Here is a 15,635-nt window from a genome sequence, read left to right as displayed (position 1 = left end):
TCCTACGCTCCGATCTCTGCGCCGGGGACCGTGCGGCCCATCGGGGCCTCGGCCACCTCGTCCAACTGGTCGAGCAGGTGTCCCATCCGGTCCCGCTTGGTTCGCAGGTAACGGACGTTCTCCGGGTGCGGACGCACCGGCATGCCCTCCCGCCCGGTGACGGTCAGCCCGTAGCCCTCCAGCCCGGCCCGCTTGGCCGGGTTGTTGGTCAACAGCCGCATCGAGCGCACCCCGAGGTCGTAGAGGATCTGGGCGCCGGTGCCGTAGTCGCGCGCGTCGGCCGGCAGGCCGAGGTCGAGGTTCGCGTCGACCGTGTCGCGGCCCTGGTCCTGCAACTGGTACGCCTGGAGCTTGTGCAGCAGCCCGATGCCGCGCCCCTCGTGGCCGCGCACGTAGAGCACCACGCCCCGGCCCTCCCGCGCCACCCGGTCCAGCGCCGCGTTGAGCTGCGGGCCGCAGTCGCAGCGCACCGAGGCGAAGACGTCGCCGGTCAGGCACTCGGAGTGCACCCGTACCAGCACGTCCCGGCCGTCGCCGATCTCGCCCATCACCAGGGCGACGTGCTCTGCCGAGTCGTACTCGCTGCGGTAGCCCAGCGCCCGGAACACCCCGTGCTCGGTGGGCATCCGGGCGTCGGCGACCAGCTCGACCTGCTTCTCGGTACGCCGCCGGTACGCGATCAGGTCGGCGATGGTGACCAGGGTCAGCGAGTGCTCGACGCAGAACTTCTCCAGGTCCGGCAGCCGCATCATGGTGCCGTCGTCGTTGACCAGCTCGCAGAGCACCCCGGCCGGACGCAGGCCGGCCAGTCGGGTCAGGTCGACGGCGGCCTCGGTGTGCCCGGGTCGCCGCAGCACGCCACCCGGGCGGGCCCGCAGCGGCACGACGTGCCCGGGGCGGGCGAGGTCGGCCGGTCCGGTCCTCGGGTCGGCGAGCAGCCGGATGGTGTGCGCCCGGTCGGCCGCGGAGATGCCGGTACTCACCCCTTCCCGGGCGTCGACGGTCACCGTGTACGCGGTCTGCCGCCGGTCCTGGTTGGTGTGGTGCATGGGCGGCAGGTCGAGCCGGTCGCACTCGCTCTCGGTGAGCGGGACGCAGATGAAGCCCGAGGTGTGCCGCACGGTGAAGGCCAGCAGCTGCGGGGTGGCCAGCTCGGCGGCGAAGATCAGGTCGCCCTCGTTCTCCCGGTTGGCGTCGTCCACCACGACCACCGGCCGGCCTGCGGCGATGTCCGCCAGGGCCTGCTCGATGTCGGCGAAGACGACCGGCCCGCGCTGCTCGTTGTGCTCGCTGTGCTCGGTCATGCGGTGGCCTCCGAGTAGGTCGACGGAATCGGGGCCGGGTCCGATCGGATGGCCCGCGAGGCGCGCCACCAGCTGGCGAGACCCCAGACGCAGAACGCGCCGTACAGGAGGTACATGGCCGCCGACGGGTAGAAGCCGCCGCGCAGCAGGAGCGGCACGCCGACGGCGTCGACCGCGATCCAGATCAGCCAGAAGTCCACCCAGCCACGAGCCATCCCGTACGTTGCCAGCAGGCTGCCGACGAGGATCCAGGCGTCGGGCAGCGGCCCCCAGGAACCGAGCGCGGCCAGCACCGGGTACGCCAGGGCGGTACCCACCACCGCGGCGGCGAGCAGCCCGAGCCGCTCGGCGCCGGTGGCCCACCGGGGTACGACCGCCGACCCGTCGGCGGCGGTGCCGAGCCGGCGGGTGCGCGTCCAGCGCCACCATCCGTAGAGGCTGACGCCGAAGAAGAACACCTGCCGGCCGGCCTGGCCGTACAGGTCGTGCGCCTGCGGGGTGGCGAACGCCCCGCCGAGGAAGACGGTGAACAGCAGTGCGTTGCCGACCATGCCGACCGGCCAGGCCCAGACCAACCGGCGCAGGCCGAGCAGCGCCGAACCGAGTCCGAAGACGTTGCCGACGACCTCCCGGACCAGCACCGGCGAGCCGGCCACCTGGATCTCGGCGGTGAGCAGCCAACCGAGCGCGCCGGTCACGACACCACCGTCCCGGGCACGGTGACGCCGGGCAGGTCGACCGGCGGCCCGGCGGCGTCGGCCGCCCGGACGCCGAGCAGCCGCTCGACGTACTTGGCCAGCACGTCCACCTCCAGATTGACCGGGTCGCCCACCGATCGGGCGCCGAGCGTGGTCAGCGTCAGGGTGGTGGGGATCAGGCCGACGGCGAACCAGTCGGCACCGACCTCCGCCACGGTCAGTGAGACCCCGTCGACGGTGATCGAGCCCTTCTCCACCACGTACCGGGACAGGGCGGCGGGCAGCCGGAACCGGACCGTCTCCCACCGCTGCGCCGGCTCGCGGGAGAGCACCTCGCCCACGCCGTCGACGTGCCCCTGCACCAGGTGCCCACCGAGGCGGCTGCCCAGCGCGGCGGCGCGCTCCAGGTTGACCGGGTCGCCAGTGTGCAGCGCGCCCAGCGCCGAGCGGCGCAGCGTCTCGCCCATCACGTCGGCGGTGAACACCCCGCCGTCGACCTCGACGACGGTCAGGCAGACCCCGTTGACCGCGATCGAGTCGCCGTGCCGCGCGTCGGAGGCGACCAGTGGGCCGCGGACCGCCACCAGGGCGGAGTCCTGCGCCGTCGGGGTCACCTCGACGACCTCGCCCATCTCCTCGACGATGCCGGTGAACATGCCTAGCCCTCCCTCTTTCGGGGCAGCGCGGTGATCCGCAGGTCGGGACCGACCTGCGTAACGTCGGTGATCTCCAGATCGATGGCCTCGGCGATGGTGGTCACACCGGCGTCGGCCAGCGCCGCCGGCCCGGCGCCGAGCAGCCGGGGGGCGAGGTAGCCGACGACCCGGTCGACCAGGCCGGCCGCGAGGAACGCGCCGGCCAGCTGCGGGCCGCCTTCCAGCAGCACGGCCCGGACGCCCCGGCCGTGCAGGGCCGCCAGCAGCGCGGGCAGGTCGACGCCGCCGCCCGGGGCGGTGCCCACCTCGGCGGCGGTGGCCACCCAGGTGGGGGCGGCGCCGTCGCGGACCCGGGCATCGGCCGGGGTACGACCCGCCGAGTCGACCACCACCCGTAGCGGCTGCCGGATGGCCAGGCTGCCGTCGCGCAGGTTGCGCACGGTGAGCCGGGGGTCGTCGGCGAGCACGGTACCCACGCCGACGACGACCGCGTCGACGGTCGCCCGCAGCGCGTGCACGTCCATCCGGGCGGCCTCGGAGGTGATCCACATGCTGGTGCCGTCGGCTGCCGCGGAGCGGCCGTCCAGGGTCGCCGCGTACTTCCAGACGACGTACGGCCAGCCCCGGCGCATGGCGGTCAGCCAGGCCACGTTGCCGCTCTCCGCCTCGGTGCCGCGTACCCCCAGGTCGACCCGGACGCCGGCGGCCCGCAACGTCGCGGCGCCACCGCTGGCGACCGGGTTGGGGTCCGGCACCGCGATGACGACCCGTACCACCCCGGCCTGCACCAGCGCGCTGCTGCAGGGGCCGGTGCGGCCGGTGTGGTTGCAGGGTTCCAGGGTGACGACCGCGGTGCCGCCCTTCGCCCGCTGGCCGGCCTGGGCCAGCGCGACGATCTCGGCGTGCGGTCCGCCGGCGTACGCGTGGAAGCCCTCGCCGACCACCTCGCCGTCGATGTCCAGCAGCACACAGCCGACGACCGGGTTGGGGCTGGTCGTGCCGAGTCCACGCGCCGCGAGCTCGATCGCGCGACGCATCGCCTCGTCCACGGAGACGCTCGCCATCGCCTGCCCCTGCCCTCTCGCTCGTACGCGCAGGCGGAGAGATCGGCCTGGTGGCCGCGGGCAGGCAGCGGAAACCCGGGGACGGCACAGCCGCCCCGGATGGGATCGAGCGCACGCCGGAAGCCCGACGAGCACACGAACCCTTCCGTCCCGCGCGCTGTCTCCCATCCGGACTGTCTGGGCGCGGACGAGCCGCCCCCAACCGTCGGCCCCGGATTCTCACCAGGTCCACCGGGCGGACGAACCGCTCCCGGGTCGCGGGCTTACCACGGTCGGACCGTGGATCACCGCCGGTTCGGAATTTCACCGAGTCCCGCCAGCGCGTGGTGGGTACTGAGCAAAGTCTTACACGGTCGGCGGGGTCTCGGGCTACCGCGCGAGCTACTTCACATGTCGGTGACCGTGGTCACCGACCCCGCGCCGGCGATCCATCGCCACGTACGAGCCGGGTTGGCTCTTGGCCACGGTCTTCATCTCGGAGGCGACGGTCATCGCCGCCAGCGGGTTGGTGATGCGCTTCTCCGCGTCGGAGACGGTGACCCCGATGGAGAGGGTGACCAGCGCGGCCCGACGCACGTTGCCCCGCCGGTCCTTCAACTCCACGTAGCCGCGTTCCCGGTCGGTGGGGTCGTAGAGCGCGTCCGCGGCCCTCTCGAAGTCCGCCGACACCCGGGAGGTGAGCGGCACGACCTGCTCGGGCGTACACACGAAGACGAAGTCGTCGCCACCGACGTGACCGAGGAACGCCGGCGGCAGCGCCACCGCGATCACCGCCCGGTGCAGGCAGCGGGCCAGCGCGGAGATGAAGTCGTCGCCCCGGGAGAACCCGTACCGGTCGTTGACGCTCTTGAACCGGTCGATGTCGATGTAACCGACGGCGTAGTCGGCGCCGCCCCGGACCCGGTCGGCGATCTCCCGACGGATCCGGCTGTTGCCCGGCAGGCCGGTCAGCGGGGAGACCTCGCGGAACTCCTTGTTACGCCGCAGCGTGGAGCTGACCCGGGCGACCAGCTCGGCGTTGTCGAAGGGCTTGACCAGGTAGTCGTCGGCACCGGCGTTGAGCCCGTGGACCTTGTCCTGGGTCATCCCCTTGGCGGTCAGCATGATCACCGGCAGGGCCGCGGTCATCGGGTCGGCGCGCAGCCGCCGGGTCAGTTCCAGCCCGTCCACCCGCGGCATCATCAGGTCGACCACGGCCAGGTCGGGCCGCTCCCGCTCGATCAGTTCGAGGGCCTCCTGGCCGTCGGCGGCGAGAATCACGTCGAACCCCTGCAGCCGCAGGTTGAACTCGACGAACCGGGCGATGTCCTCGTCGTCGTCGACGACGAGGATCACGTCCTTACGATCGTCGGCGGGCTCCACCTCAGGCACCGGGAGCCGCGCGCTCCGCCAAACCCCGGAGCCGGCGTACCGCCTCGGCCGGATCGTCGGCGCCGTAGACGGCGGTGCCGGCGACGAACGCGTCGGCACCCGCCGCGGCGGCCTGCTCGATGGTGTCGGCGGCGATCCCGCCGTCGACCTCGATCCGCAGGTCCAGGTGGCCGGCGTCGACATGCCGTCGCACGGTGCGGACCTTGTCCAGCAACTGCGGGATGAACCGCTGCCCGCCGAACCCGGCCTTGATGGTCATGATCAGCAGCGTGTCGAAGCTCGGCAGCAGGTCGAGGTACGGCTCGATCGGAGTGTCCCGGTCGATCGCCAGCCCCGCCTTGGCGCCCGCCGCCCGCAGGTCCTTGGCCAGCGCCACCGGATCGTCGCAGGCCTCGGCGTGGAAGGTGACGTTGTACGCCCCCGCGTCCGCGTAGCCGGGTGCCCAGCGACGGGGATCAGTGATCATGAGATGTACGTCGAAGGGTAGTTTGGTGGCGGCTCGCAGGCTCTGCACCACGGGCAGCCCGATGGTCAGGTTCGGCACGAAGTGGTTGTCCATGACGTCGACGTGCAACCAGTCCGCGGCGTCCTCGACGGCACGAACTTCTTCGGCAAGACGGGAGAAATCGGCGGCGAGGATGCTGGGCGCGATGATCGGCGGCGGTACGGTCACAGGGCCAGTGTACGAACGCGGCCACCAGCTGCGGCAAGGCGCCGCCAACCGGACACCCCGTGACCCGGAGGTGACCAATGGTGCAGAATCAGCCCGCTCGGATCGGTGGAACGGGACGAAGCGGGGCCCTGACTGGCCAGCCGGCCAGATCGCGGTAACACTCCATCGGGGACGGTGGCGGTAACGTGCAGGCCGGTGGGTGCGGGAACCGGCAGCCGGACGGCCGTTCCCGGGAAGGGCGAACAATGCGACGGTGGCTCGCGGCGCTGGCGCTGGCCAGCGCGGCTGCGGTGGTGCTCAGCGGCTGCGTGCAGCCGGGCGGGACAGACGGGGATCTCACCAACGACTGGCCGGCACTGCGTCCACCGACGATGTTCGTGCCGGTCACCGACGCCTGCCTGCCCCGGGTCACGGCGGTCGTCCAGGCGAGCACCTACGAGACCGTGGACTGCGCCCGCAACCACCTCGCCGAGGCGGTCCACGTCGGCACGTTCACCGCCGCAGCCGCCGAGGGTGCGCGGCCGGAGCCGGGATCGGCGGCACTGCGCACGGCCCGGGCCGAGTGCGACCAGCGGGCCCGGTTGGTACTCGGCGGCGACTGGCACACCGCCCGACTGACCCTCAACATCGCCCTGCCGTCCGCGTCGGCCTGGAACAGCGGTGCCCGTTGGTTCCGCTGCGACCTGAGCGAGACCGACAGCATCGACAACACCCGGCCGGTCAACCGCACCGGCAGCCTCCGCGGAGCGCTGATCGGTGATTCGCCGCTGGTGCACCGCTGCTTCGATCCGAAGCTCATCGGCGACAGCCTGAACTACATGGCCCCGGTGCTCTGCACCGAGCCGCACGGCGCCGAGTTCGTCGGGGTGTACATCGAACAGGACCTGAGCTGGGAGCAGTTCGTCGGCTCGGCCGGCCAGGCCCACAAGCGGTGCATGGAACTGATCGCCGCGTTCGCCGACGTACCCAACAACGCCGACCTGCCCTACCGCGCCGGATCCATCTTCTACCCGCCCTCGCAGCGGGAGTGGGAGGAGGGCGACCGGGGGGTGCGCTGCCTCCTGTGGAGCGACGACCGCAAGCTGACCGGTTCGATGCGCGGAGTCGGCCCGCGGGGACTGCCGGTCACCTGAGCCCGGTGCCGTATGCTCGCGCTCCGTGGCGTGCCGCGACCGGCGGACGCGGGGGCCGGCGGCGCTTCGACGGCAGGGTGTGCTGGCTCTCCCTGCCCTCGCCGGCGGCGTGAGCAGGAGGTCGACGGGTATGCGACGGTGGCTGACCGGAGTCGCGCTGGGTGCCGTGGTGACGACGACGCTGCTCGGCTGCACGAAACCGGCCGGAACCGACGGTGACCTGGTCGACGGCTGGGCGCCGATGGCCGCACCGACGGTGTTCACCCCCGAAGCCGGAACGTGCCACGCCCGGCCGCAGGACGTCGGCTACCTCAGCGCGTACGCGCCGGTGGACTGCGCGCAGCCGCATCGGGCCGAGACCCTGCACGTCGGGACGCTCGACGACGTGGCGGGCACGAGCCCACCGAAGACCGGCAGCGCGGGAATGCGCACCGCGTTCGGCGAGTGCGACCGCCGGGCACGCGCGGCGCTGGGCGGCGACTGGCGTGGCGCACGGATCGGGATCAGCGTCGTCCTCCCGTCGCCGCAGGCATGGACCGGTGGGGCGCGCTGGTTCCGCTGCGACGCCCACGAGCTGCAGGGGCTCGACACCCCGATCCCCGTACGGCGCACGGACAGCCTCTCCGGCTCGCTGGACGGGTCGTCGAAGTTGCGGCACGGCTGCTTCGACGCGAAGACCGAGGGCGACGACGTGACCGAGATGGTGGCCGTGAAGTGCAGCGCCGGCCACCGGTCCGAGTTCGCCGGCATCTGGCGGGCCCCCGACACCAGCTGGTCCGCCTTTCTCAAGGACACCGGACGGGCGCACCGGGGTTGCCGAAGCACGATCGCCCGGTTCGCCAAGGTGCCGGACGACGGCAACCTCCAGTACCGCGTGGGCACGATCTTCTATCACCCGTCGGAAGACGAGTGGCGCAGCGGCAACCGGGGAGTGCAGTGCTTCCTGTGGATCAGCGACCGCACTCTCACCCGATCGATGAAGGGTGCCGGGCCGCAGGCCCTGCCGATCACCTGAGGCGTCCCCTGGCAGCGGATCACCTCAGGTGCGGGCGGTCTCAGACGGTGCGGTCAGGTGCGGCGCAGCAGGGCGAGAAACATCGCGTCGGTGCCGTGCCGGTGCGGCCACAGCTGCACCGTCGGTCCGTCGCCGAGCCCCGGCATCCCGGCCGGCAGCAGCGGCCGGGCGTCGAGGAAATCCACCGGCGCGCCGCAGCGGCGGGCCGCCTCGGTCACCGTCACGTGGGTCTCCACCGTGTGCGGCGAACAGGTCACGTAGGCCACCACCCCGCCGGGGCGGACCGCCCGCAGCCCGGCCACGAGCAGCTCGCGCTGCAACCGGGTCAGCGCGGACAGGTCCGAGGGCTTGCGTCGCCAGCGCGACTCCGGTCGACGGCGCAGCGAACCCAGCCCGGTGCACGGCGCGTCGACCAGCACCCGGTCGAAGTGTTCCGCCGGCAGCTTCGCCTCGGCACCCACCAGCCGGCCGTCGGTGTGCAACACGGTCACCGGCAGCCCCCGGGTCGCGCTCGCGACCAGCCGGGCCCGGTGCTCGGCGACCTCCACCGCGGTCAGCCGCGCGTCACGTTGCGCCGCCAGTGCCCCGAGCAGCGCCGACTTGCCGCCAGGCCCGGCACACAGGTCGAGCCATCGGCCGTCCGCGCCGTCCACCGGCGCCTCGGCGAGGGCGCTGGCCACCAGTTGGGAGCCCTCGTCCTGGACGTGGGCGCGGCCGTCGGCCACCGCGGCCAGTTCACCGGGCGCACCGCCGCCGAGATAGACGGCGTACGGCGAGAAGGCACCCGGCGCGCCATTGACCTCGTCGGCGAGTTCCACCGGGTCGGCCAGGCCGGGCCGGGCGCACAGGTGCACGGCCGGACGCACATTGTCCTCGATCAGCAGTCGGGTGGTCTCGCCGAGATCTCCGCCGAGCGCCTCGCTGAACGCCCGGACGATCCACTGCGGATGGCTGTAGGCCAGCGCCAGATGACCGATCGGGTCGGTCTCGATCGGCGGCGCCAGTCGGGTCACCCACTCGTCGATGTCGCTTCCGGCGACCTCACGCAGCACCGCGTTGGCGAAGCCGGTGGCGCCCTGGCCGACCGCACGGACGAGGTCCACGGTCGACGAGACCGCCGCGTGCGCCGGTACCCGGGTGTGCAGCAACTGGTACGCGCCGATCCGCAGCGCGTCGCGCACCGGCGGGTCGATCCGCTGCACGTCCCGGCCGGCGGCGGTGGTGAGGATCGCGTCGAGGGTGCCGAGATGACGCAGCGTGCCGTAGGTCAGCTCGGTGGCGAAGGCGGCGTCGCGACCGGTCAGCCCCGCGTCGCGCAGCACCGCCGGCAGCACCAGGTTGGCGTACGCGTCGTCGCGGTGCACCGCCTCGATCGCCTCGTACGCGGCGTACCGTGGCCGGTCCATCACCGGCCGTCCGGCGCGCGGCTCCCGGCGCTCCGTGCCCCGGCGGGGTGCGGTGTCTCTCACGCGAACTCCTCCCCACCACTGACCCGGACGCCGCGCGCCCAGTCGGTCGCGGGCATGGGCCGCTTGCCCGCCGCGCGCACCTCGCCGAGCCGGACCGGGCTGGTCGCCGTGCCGGCCACCACCTCGTTCTTGGCGACCAACAACTCGCCGGGCTTGAGGCCGGGCGCGTCGGGCGCCGGGGTCACCGGTCCCAGCTTGATCCGCTCGCCCCGGAACGTCGTCCACGGGCCGGGCGCGGGGGTGCAGGCGCGGATCCGCCGGTCCACCGCGAAGGCGGGATCGGACCAGCGCACCCGGGCGTCCTCCACGGTCAGCTTCGGTGCCAGCGAGACCCCGTCGGCGGGCTGCGGCTCCGCCCGCGCGGTGCCGTCCGCCAACGCGTCGAGCACCGCTACCAGCAGCCCGGCACCGCTGTGGGCCAACCGCTCCAGCAGGTCGCCGGAGGTGTCGGCGGGCTTGATCTCGTCGGTGAGCGTGCCGTAGACGGGCCCGGTGTCCAGCCCCTCCTCGAGCTGGAACACGCTGGCCCCGGTCAGCTCGTCGCCGTGCAGCACGGCGTGCTGCACGGGTGCGGCCCCCCGCCAGGCGGGCAGCAGCGAGAAGTGCAGGTTGACCCAGCCGTGCCGGGGGATGTCCAACGCGACCGGCGGCACCAGCGCGCCGTAGGCGACCACCGGCACGCAGTCGGGCGCCAGCTCCCGCAGCCGGTCCAGGAACTCCGGTTCGCGGGGACGGGCCGGGGTGAGCACCTCGATGCCGTGCTCGTCGGCCCAGGCACCGACCGGGGAGCGGTGCAGGCCCCGACCGCGCCCGGCGGGAGCGTCCGGTCGGGTGAGCACGGCGACCAGTTCGTGCCGGGAGTCGGCCACGGCCCTCAGTGCGGGAACGGCGACGGCCGGCGTACCGGCGAAGATCACACGCACTGGTTCACCGCTCCAGGCCGAAGGGGCTGCCGACGGTGTGCGGGCTCAGCTTGACCGTGGGCGGGGCGGCGACGTCGTACCACTCGGCCTGGCGGATCGCCTTCATCGCCTCCTTGCGGCCGGCCGGATCCAGCCGGTCGACGAAGAGCACCCCGTCGAGGTGATCGGTCTCGTGCTGCACGCAGCGCGCCATCAGCCCCGTGCCGACGATCTGCAACGGGTCCCCGTAGCCGTTGAAGCCCTTGGCGATCACATTCTGGCGGCGTTTGGTGTCGAAGTAGAGCCCGGGAATGGAGAGGCAGCCCTCCGGGCCGTCCTGCTCCTCGACGTCCGGGAACTCCAGCACCGGGTTCACCAGGTGGCCGAGCACGTCGTCGACGTCGAAGGTGAACACCCGCAGGCCCACGCCGAGCTGCGGCGCGGCGAGGCCGGCACCGCTGCTCTCCAGCATGGTGTCGGTCAGGTCAGCGATGAGCTTGCGCAGCTCGACGTCGAAATCGACCACCGGATCGGCCGGCGTGCGCAGCACCGGATCCCCGAACAGACGGATGGGCTGGACGGTCACGCGGGTTGGCTCCTTAGCGGCGGACGGCAGTGCCGTACCAGTCTACGGAGTGCCCGGCGCCGTCCCGGCCGGCGCATCACGATCGGTGGCCGGGGCGAGTGCACCCAGAGCCACCGGAAGGTTGTCGTAGCCACGCAGTGTCAGCCGGTCCCGACGCCGTGGCATGCCAGCCGCAGCGAGCTCCGGCAACCGGCGCAGCAGTGTGACGAACGCGATCTGCGCCTCCAGCCGGGCCAGCCCGGCGCCAAGGCAGTAGTGCGGCCCGGCGCCGAAGGCGAGCGGGTTCAGCTGGGCTCGCCAGGGGTCGAACCGCTCGGGGTGCGGGTACCGCCGGGGGTCCCGGTTGGCCGCGCCGAGCAGCAGCACGATCCAGCTGCCGGCCGGTAGCTGGATCCCACCGACCACGAGCGCCGCACCGCTGGCACGGGTGGTCAGCTGCACCGGTGAGTCGTAGCGCAACAGCTCGTCCACGTACGCCGGGGCGTGCTCCGGATACCGACGTAGCGCGTCGGCCGCCTGGGGATGGGCCAGCAGCACCGTCAGGCCGTTGCCGAGCAGGTTGGTGGTGGTCTCGAAGCCCGCGACGAGCAGGATCACCAGGTTGCTCAGCAGCTCCTCGCCGGAGAGCCGTTCACCGGCGTCGTGCGCCTGTACCAGGGCGGTGATCAGGTCGTCGCCCGGCTCGCGGCGACGGGCGGCCACCAACTCGGTGAAGTAGCCGCGCAGCTCGGTGGCGCCGGCGTCGGCCACGGCCAGCTCCGCCTCGGTGATCTCGGGCTCCAGGACGCCGGTCAGGTCGGCCGCCCAGCGCCGGAACAGCGGGCGGTCGACGGCGGGCACCCCGAGCAACTCGCAGATCACCCTGAGCGGCAGCGGGTAGGCGAACTCGGCCATGAAGTCGACCGGGGTGCCGTCCCGGCTGGCCGCCGCCATGGCGTCGATCAGCAGGTCAGCCTCAGCCGCCACCACCTCTCGGAGGTCCGCGATCCGGCGCGGAGTGAAGGCTCCGGCGGCCAGTCGGCGCATCCGGCCGTGGTCGGGCGCGTTGGTCCGCAGCATCGACCGTGCGATCGACGACAGGGCCGGACTGTTCCGCCAGTCCGGCATGACGGCATCCCGCACGTCCCCCTCCAAGACCCGGACGTGCGGATCCCGGAGCAGCTCGGCGGCCTCGGCATGGCCGGTGACGGCGTACGTGCCCGGACCGACCTGGACGACCGGCCCGTAGGCGCGCAACCGTTCGTACGTCGGGTACGGGTCGACGCGCCCTTCGGGCGACATGAGCGACGCGAACGTCTCAGCCACGTCCATCCGGGCCTCCTCGGTCTCCCAGGGCCCCCAATCATGCCCGGGCGACACCAGCGAGGCGGCTCGTCCGGAGTTCAGCCGGCGGCGCCGGACTCCCCCGCCAGCACCGCGTCGCCGGCGAGCAGTGCGTGCTCCGGCAGCGGCAGGTGGATGTCGTGAGCCGCCTCCCAGTCGTGGATCAGGCTGGGGTGGGCCTGCTCGGCGAAGTAGTCGATCGCGCTGCGGCCACCCACCACGGGCTCCTCGACCTCGGCGACCAGCCGGCCGGGGACCAGCCGGAACCCGTTGCGCACTGCGGCGCTGAGCCGCCGGTGCCCGTTGACCACGAAGAAGTACTCACCGGTGTAGCCGATCTCGATCGGCTCCAGACCAGTCTCGCCGGCGGCGGCGACGTCGGCGACGAACGTCGAGTCCCAGAGGCCGCGCAGGCCAGTGGCGTCCTCGGTCGGGTAGACGCGGCTCGGGTCGAGCAGCAGCAGCGGCGGGGCGCCGCGCAGCACGTCGGGAGCGAGCCGCCCCTCGTACGCGTCGACGATGCGCTCGATCACCTCTCCGGCGGGGGCCCGGGTGGTGTCGCAGATCAGGTCGTAGTTGCGCAGCCGGGCCTTGTCCACGCCGTACCGGACGAGGAACCGCCCCCGCTCGCTCTCGCTGCGCTCCCGGAGCCGGGCCTTGGCCTCCTCCAGCGAGGTGTAGCTCTCCGCCGGTCCGGAGGGACGCAGCAGCACCCGCCGGGCGGCCTCACCCGGCTCGGTGATCATGTGCACCTTGAGCGCATGGGTGAAGAAGTGCCAGGCCAGCCGGGAGTCCATGACGAGACTCTCACCGGAGGCCGCGATGTCCCGTTGGAGCTGGTCGACGTAGCCGTCGACCGCCTGGTCCAACTCCGCGTGCAGGTTCAGCTGGAGCGCGGTCATCTGCCGGTCCTGGGCCATCTGCCGGTAGAGGTCACCGACGCTGACCCGGCGCAGGCCGAGCCGTTTGGCGATCTCGACCGAGACGGTGCTCTTGCCGCTGCCGAGGTCACCGTTGAAGACGATCGACTGACGAACGGTCACGACTGGTCCACCCCTGATCACGGCTGGTCTAGCTCATCGATGTCCGCGCCGCACAGACGCGGTTCCGCCGTCGTCGGGCCGCCCTCCGACGTCTCCAGTTCGACTGGATTCGCCGCACACCCCGGCATGACGGGCGATGCTACCACCTCCACCGGGGCAGACCCGAGGACGCGGCGACGAGCGGGCGCGCCAACACACAGCGCCATGATCGGGTAACATATCGCAACGATTGGGACATCCGCCGGTACCCACCGTCACCGACGCGGTCAGAACAGCGCGAGCGGATCGACCTGGAGACGTACCGGGTCCGCCGCCTTACGCGCGCTACGTACGCCGGCCGCCACGTGCAACGCCTCGGCCAGGGCCGACGCGCGCGCCCGGGGCACCCGCACCAGCATCCGTTCCCGCTCGCCCTCGGCCGGCACCGGGCCGAGCAACTCCGCCCCGTCGGGCAGCCGCGCCTGCGCCAACAGGTCGGCCACCGCGGCGGGCAGGCCGGTCACACTGGCCATCCGCATGGCCGGCGGGAAGCCCAGCTCCCGCCGCTCGGCCAGTTCCCGGGCGGCGAACCAGCCGGCGTCCCAGCGCAACAGCGCCTGCACCGGGGCGAGGGCGCCGTCGGCGACCACCACGACCCGGCCACCCGTGGCCGCTGGCCGGGCCAACGCGGCCGCCGCTGTCCAGCGGCGCAGGGCCTCCTCCCCCGCGCGCAGGTCGGCGCGGGTGAGCAGCGCCCAGCTGTCCAACAGGAGCACCGCGCCGTAACCGCCGGCCGCGACCGGCTCGGCCCCCGGGGTCGCGATCACCAACCCGGCGCCACCGGGGACCTCGGCCAGCACCTCCTCCCGCCCGGAGGTGCGTACCGGCACCCCGGGGAAGGCCCGGCCCAACTCCTCCGCCGTCCGGCGGGCACCGGTGACCGAGGCCCGCAGCCGCCGCCCCCCACAGTGCGGACAGGCGTACGCGGCGGCGACCCGGCCACACCAGCGGCAGGCCGGCGTGCCACCGGCCGACGGCAGGCCGAGCGGCCCGGCACAGTGCGGGCAGCGGGCCGGGGTACGGCAGTCGGCGCAGGCCACCGACGGCAGGTAGCCGCGGCGGGGCACCTGGACCAGAACCGGAAGCTCCACCCGCAGCGCCTCCCGGGCGGCGGTCCAGGCCAGGCTCGGCAGCCGGGCGGTCGCCGCGCCCGGATCGCGGGCCAGTTGCGGATCGTCGCCGGTCGGCGCGATCGCCGGGGTACGCGCCCGCAGCACCGCCCGGTCGGCGACCACCTCGCGGGCCCAGCCGGTCTCCACCAGCAGCTGCGCCTCGGCGGTGCGGGCGTAGCCACCGAGCAGCGCACCGGCGCCTTCGAGCTGGGCGCGGGTGAGCAGCACCTCGCGGGCGTGCGGGTACGGCGCCCGTGGCTCGGCGTGCAGGTCGTCGCCGTCGTCCCAGATGGCCACCAGCCCCAGCCGGGCGACGGGGGCGAACATGGCCGCCCGGGTGCCGATCACCACCGGCGCGGCGGCCAGGCGGGCGGCGAGGAAGGCGCGGTAGCGCCGCGCGGGACCGAGCGCGGCGGAGAGGCAGACATGCCGGCCCGGGCCGAGCTGTGCGGCCAGCGCGGCATCGAGTCGGTCCAGGTCCCGTCCGTCGGCGACCACCACCAGGGCGCCGCGGCCGGCGGCCACGGTGGCGGCGATCACGGTGGCGTAGCGGGCGGCCCAGTCCTCCCCGGGCAGCGCCGACCACACGGCCCGGGGTGCGCGCCCGTCGGCCAGTGCCCGCAGCAGCGCCGGCCCGGCCGGGTAGTCGCGCCATCCGTCGGTCTCCGGCGGCGCCACGCCGCCCCCCGGCTCGGCCGACGGGACCGGCTCGGCCGACGGGACCGGCTCGGCCGACGGGACCGGCTCGGCCGACGGGACCGGCTCGGCCGACGGGACCGGCTCGGCCGACGGGACCGGCTCGGCCGACGGGACCGGCTCGGCCGACGGGACCGGCTCGGCCCTGGGCTCGCCGGCCGGGGCCGGAGCCTGGGCGAGGATCTCCTTCTCCACCCGGGCGTGCCGCGGCGGGACCGCGAGGCGCAGCACGTCGGCGAGGCTGCCGGCGTACCGGTCGGCGACCACCCGGGCGAGCCGGGCCACCTCGGGGGCCAGCACGGGCACCGGGGAGACCACCTTCTCCAGGTACGCCAGCCGGGGATGGTCGGACCGCTCGACCCGCTCCAGCAACCAGCCGTCGACGAGCTGGCCGGCGAAGCGCACCTTCACCCGCACGCCGGGCACCGCGTCGGCGGCCAGCGCCTGCGGCACCAGGTAGTCGAAGGGACGGTCCAGGTGAGCCAGCGGCACATCGACGCAGACACGGGCGACCGGCGACCCGTCAGCGGGCCGCCGGTCGTCACGCCTGG

The 15,635-nt window shown here is 73.6% G+C and carries 14 protein-coding genes and 1 riboswitch; of the genes, 2 read left to right on the top strand and 12 right to left on the bottom strand.

Annotated elements, in window-relative coordinates:
* Window positions 1–2: 2 nt before the first annotated feature.
* The 6 genes from BMY89_RS04420 to rpe form a co-directional block, all read right to left on the bottom strand.
* Window positions 3–1,304, bottom strand: coding sequence for a bifunctional 3,4-dihydroxy-2-butanone-4-phosphate synthase/GTP cyclohydrolase II (locus BMY89_RS04420; RefSeq protein WP_092375026.1), 1,302 nt, complete (start codon window positions 1,302–1,304; stop codon window positions 3–5).
* Window positions 1,301–2,002 (bottom strand): nicotinamide riboside transporter PnuC, encoded by a 702-nt coding sequence (gene pnuC, locus BMY89_RS04415; protein ID WP_092375022.1) that lies wholly within the window; start codon window positions 2,000–2,002, stop codon window positions 1,301–1,303. The genes BMY89_RS04420 and pnuC overlap by 4 nt, the downstream gene beginning before the upstream one ends.
* Window positions 1,999–2,658 (bottom strand): riboflavin synthase, encoded by a 660-nt coding sequence (locus BMY89_RS04410; RefSeq protein ID WP_092375019.1) that lies wholly within the window; start codon window positions 2,656–2,658, stop codon window positions 1,999–2,001. The genes pnuC and BMY89_RS04410 overlap by 4 nt, the downstream gene beginning before the upstream one ends.
* A gap of 2 nt (window positions 2,659–2,660) precedes the next feature.
* Window positions 2,661–3,722, bottom strand: a complete 1,062-nt coding sequence (gene ribD, locus BMY89_RS04405) for a bifunctional diaminohydroxyphosphoribosylaminopyrimidine deaminase/5-amino-6-(5-phosphoribosylamino)uracil reductase RibD (protein WP_092375017.1) — start codon at window positions 3,720–3,722, stop codon at window positions 2,661–2,663.
* 152 nt (window positions 3,723–3,874) lie between these two features.
* Window positions 3,875–4,047, bottom strand: a riboswitch (FMN riboswitch).
* Window positions 4,048–4,103: 56 nt separating this feature from the next.
* Window positions 4,104–5,084, bottom strand: a complete 981-nt coding sequence (locus tag BMY89_RS04400) for a GGDEF domain-containing response regulator (protein ID WP_092375014.1) — start codon at window positions 5,082–5,084, stop codon at window positions 4,104–4,106.
* A gap of 1 nt (window position 5,085) precedes the next feature.
* Window positions 5,086–5,766, bottom strand: coding sequence for a ribulose-phosphate 3-epimerase (gene rpe, locus BMY89_RS04395; RefSeq protein WP_092375011.1), 681 nt, complete (start codon window positions 5,764–5,766; stop codon window positions 5,086–5,088).
* Window positions 5,767–6,011: 245 nt separating this feature from the next.
* Here rpe and BMY89_RS04390 point away from each other — a divergent pair, with 245 nt between their 5' ends.
* Both BMY89_RS04390 and BMY89_RS04385 read left to right on the top strand, forming a co-directional pair.
* Window positions 6,012–6,899 (top strand): septum formation family protein, encoded by an 888-nt coding sequence (locus tag BMY89_RS04390; protein WP_092375009.1) that lies wholly within the window; start codon window positions 6,012–6,014, stop codon window positions 6,897–6,899.
* 130 nt (window positions 6,900–7,029) lie between these two features.
* Window positions 7,030–7,914, top strand: coding sequence for a septum formation family protein (locus BMY89_RS04385; protein ID WP_092375006.1), 885 nt, complete (start codon window positions 7,030–7,032; stop codon window positions 7,912–7,914).
* A gap of 53 nt (window positions 7,915–7,967) precedes the next feature.
* On the opposite strand, the gene BMY89_RS04380 is transcribed toward BMY89_RS04385, so the two are convergent.
* The 6 genes from BMY89_RS04380 to BMY89_RS04355 form a co-directional block, all read right to left on the bottom strand.
* Complete coding sequence (locus tag BMY89_RS04380) at window positions 7,968–9,320, bottom strand: RsmB/NOP family class I SAM-dependent RNA methyltransferase (protein WP_372433319.1); 1,353 nt, start codon at window positions 9,318–9,320, stop codon at window positions 7,968–7,970.
* A 59-nt stretch (window positions 9,321–9,379) separates the two neighbouring features.
* Window positions 9,380–10,306, bottom strand: coding sequence for a methionyl-tRNA formyltransferase (gene fmt, locus BMY89_RS04375; RefSeq protein ID WP_092375003.1), 927 nt, complete (start codon window positions 10,304–10,306; stop codon window positions 9,380–9,382).
* 4 nt (window positions 10,307–10,310) lie between these two features.
* The gene (def, locus tag BMY89_RS04370; RefSeq protein ID WP_092375000.1) at window positions 10,311–10,871 is read right to left on the bottom strand and encodes a peptide deformylase; all 561 of its coding nucleotides are present in this window, start codon (window positions 10,869–10,871) and stop codon (window positions 10,311–10,313) included.
* A gap of 42 nt (window positions 10,872–10,913) precedes the next feature.
* Window positions 10,914–12,182 (bottom strand): cytochrome P450, encoded by a 1,269-nt coding sequence (locus tag BMY89_RS04365; protein WP_092374997.1) that lies wholly within the window; start codon window positions 12,180–12,182, stop codon window positions 10,914–10,916.
* Between the two features lie 71 nt (window positions 12,183–12,253).
* Window positions 12,254–13,237 (bottom strand): AAA family ATPase, encoded by a 984-nt coding sequence (locus BMY89_RS04360; RefSeq protein WP_092375600.1) that lies wholly within the window; start codon window positions 13,235–13,237, stop codon window positions 12,254–12,256.
* Between the two features lie 266 nt (window positions 13,238–13,503).
* Window positions 13,504–15,576: a primosomal protein N' family DNA-binding protein gene (locus tag BMY89_RS04355; RefSeq protein WP_092374994.1), complete on the bottom strand. Its 2,073-nt coding sequence runs from the start codon at window positions 15,574–15,576 to the stop codon at window positions 13,504–13,506.
* Between the last annotated feature and the right edge of the window lie 59 nt (window positions 15,577–15,635).

Origin of the sequence: Micromonospora phaseoli, assembly GCF_900109115.1 — a bacterium.
GTDB classification, from domain to species: Bacteria; Actinomycetota; Actinomycetes; order Mycobacteriales; family Micromonosporaceae; genus Micromonospora; species Micromonospora phaseoli.
This window is presented reverse-complemented; position numbering and strand designations above follow the sequence as displayed.

Bases quoted from the DNA above. Each gene is read 5' to 3' on its own strand.
- ribD (WP_092375017.1), bottom strand. From the start codon at position 3,722: ATGGCGAGCGTCTCCGTGGACGAGGCGATGCGTCGCGCGATCGAGCTC.
- BMY89_RS04380 (WP_372433319.1), bottom strand. From the start codon at position 9,320: ATGGACCGGCCACGGTACGCCGCGTACGAGGCGATCGAGGCGGTGCAC.
- BMY89_RS04420 (WP_092375026.1), bottom strand. From the start codon at position 1,304: ATGACCGAGCACAGCGAGCACAACGAGCAGCGCGGGCCGGTCGTCTTC.
- BMY89_RS04365 (WP_092374997.1), bottom strand. From the start codon at position 12,182: ATGGACGTGGCTGAGACGTTCGCGTCGCTCATGTCGCCCGAAGGGCGC.
- BMY89_RS04390 (WP_092375009.1), top strand. From the start codon at position 6,012: ATGCGACGGTGGCTCGCGGCGCTGGCGCTGGCCAGCGCGGCTGCGGTG.
- BMY89_RS04410 (WP_092375019.1), bottom strand. From the start codon at position 2,658: ATGTTCACCGGCATCGTCGAGGAGATGGGCGAGGTCGTCGAGGTGACC.
- BMY89_RS04385 (WP_092375006.1), top strand. From the start codon at position 7,030: ATGCGACGGTGGCTGACCGGAGTCGCGCTGGGTGCCGTGGTGACGACG.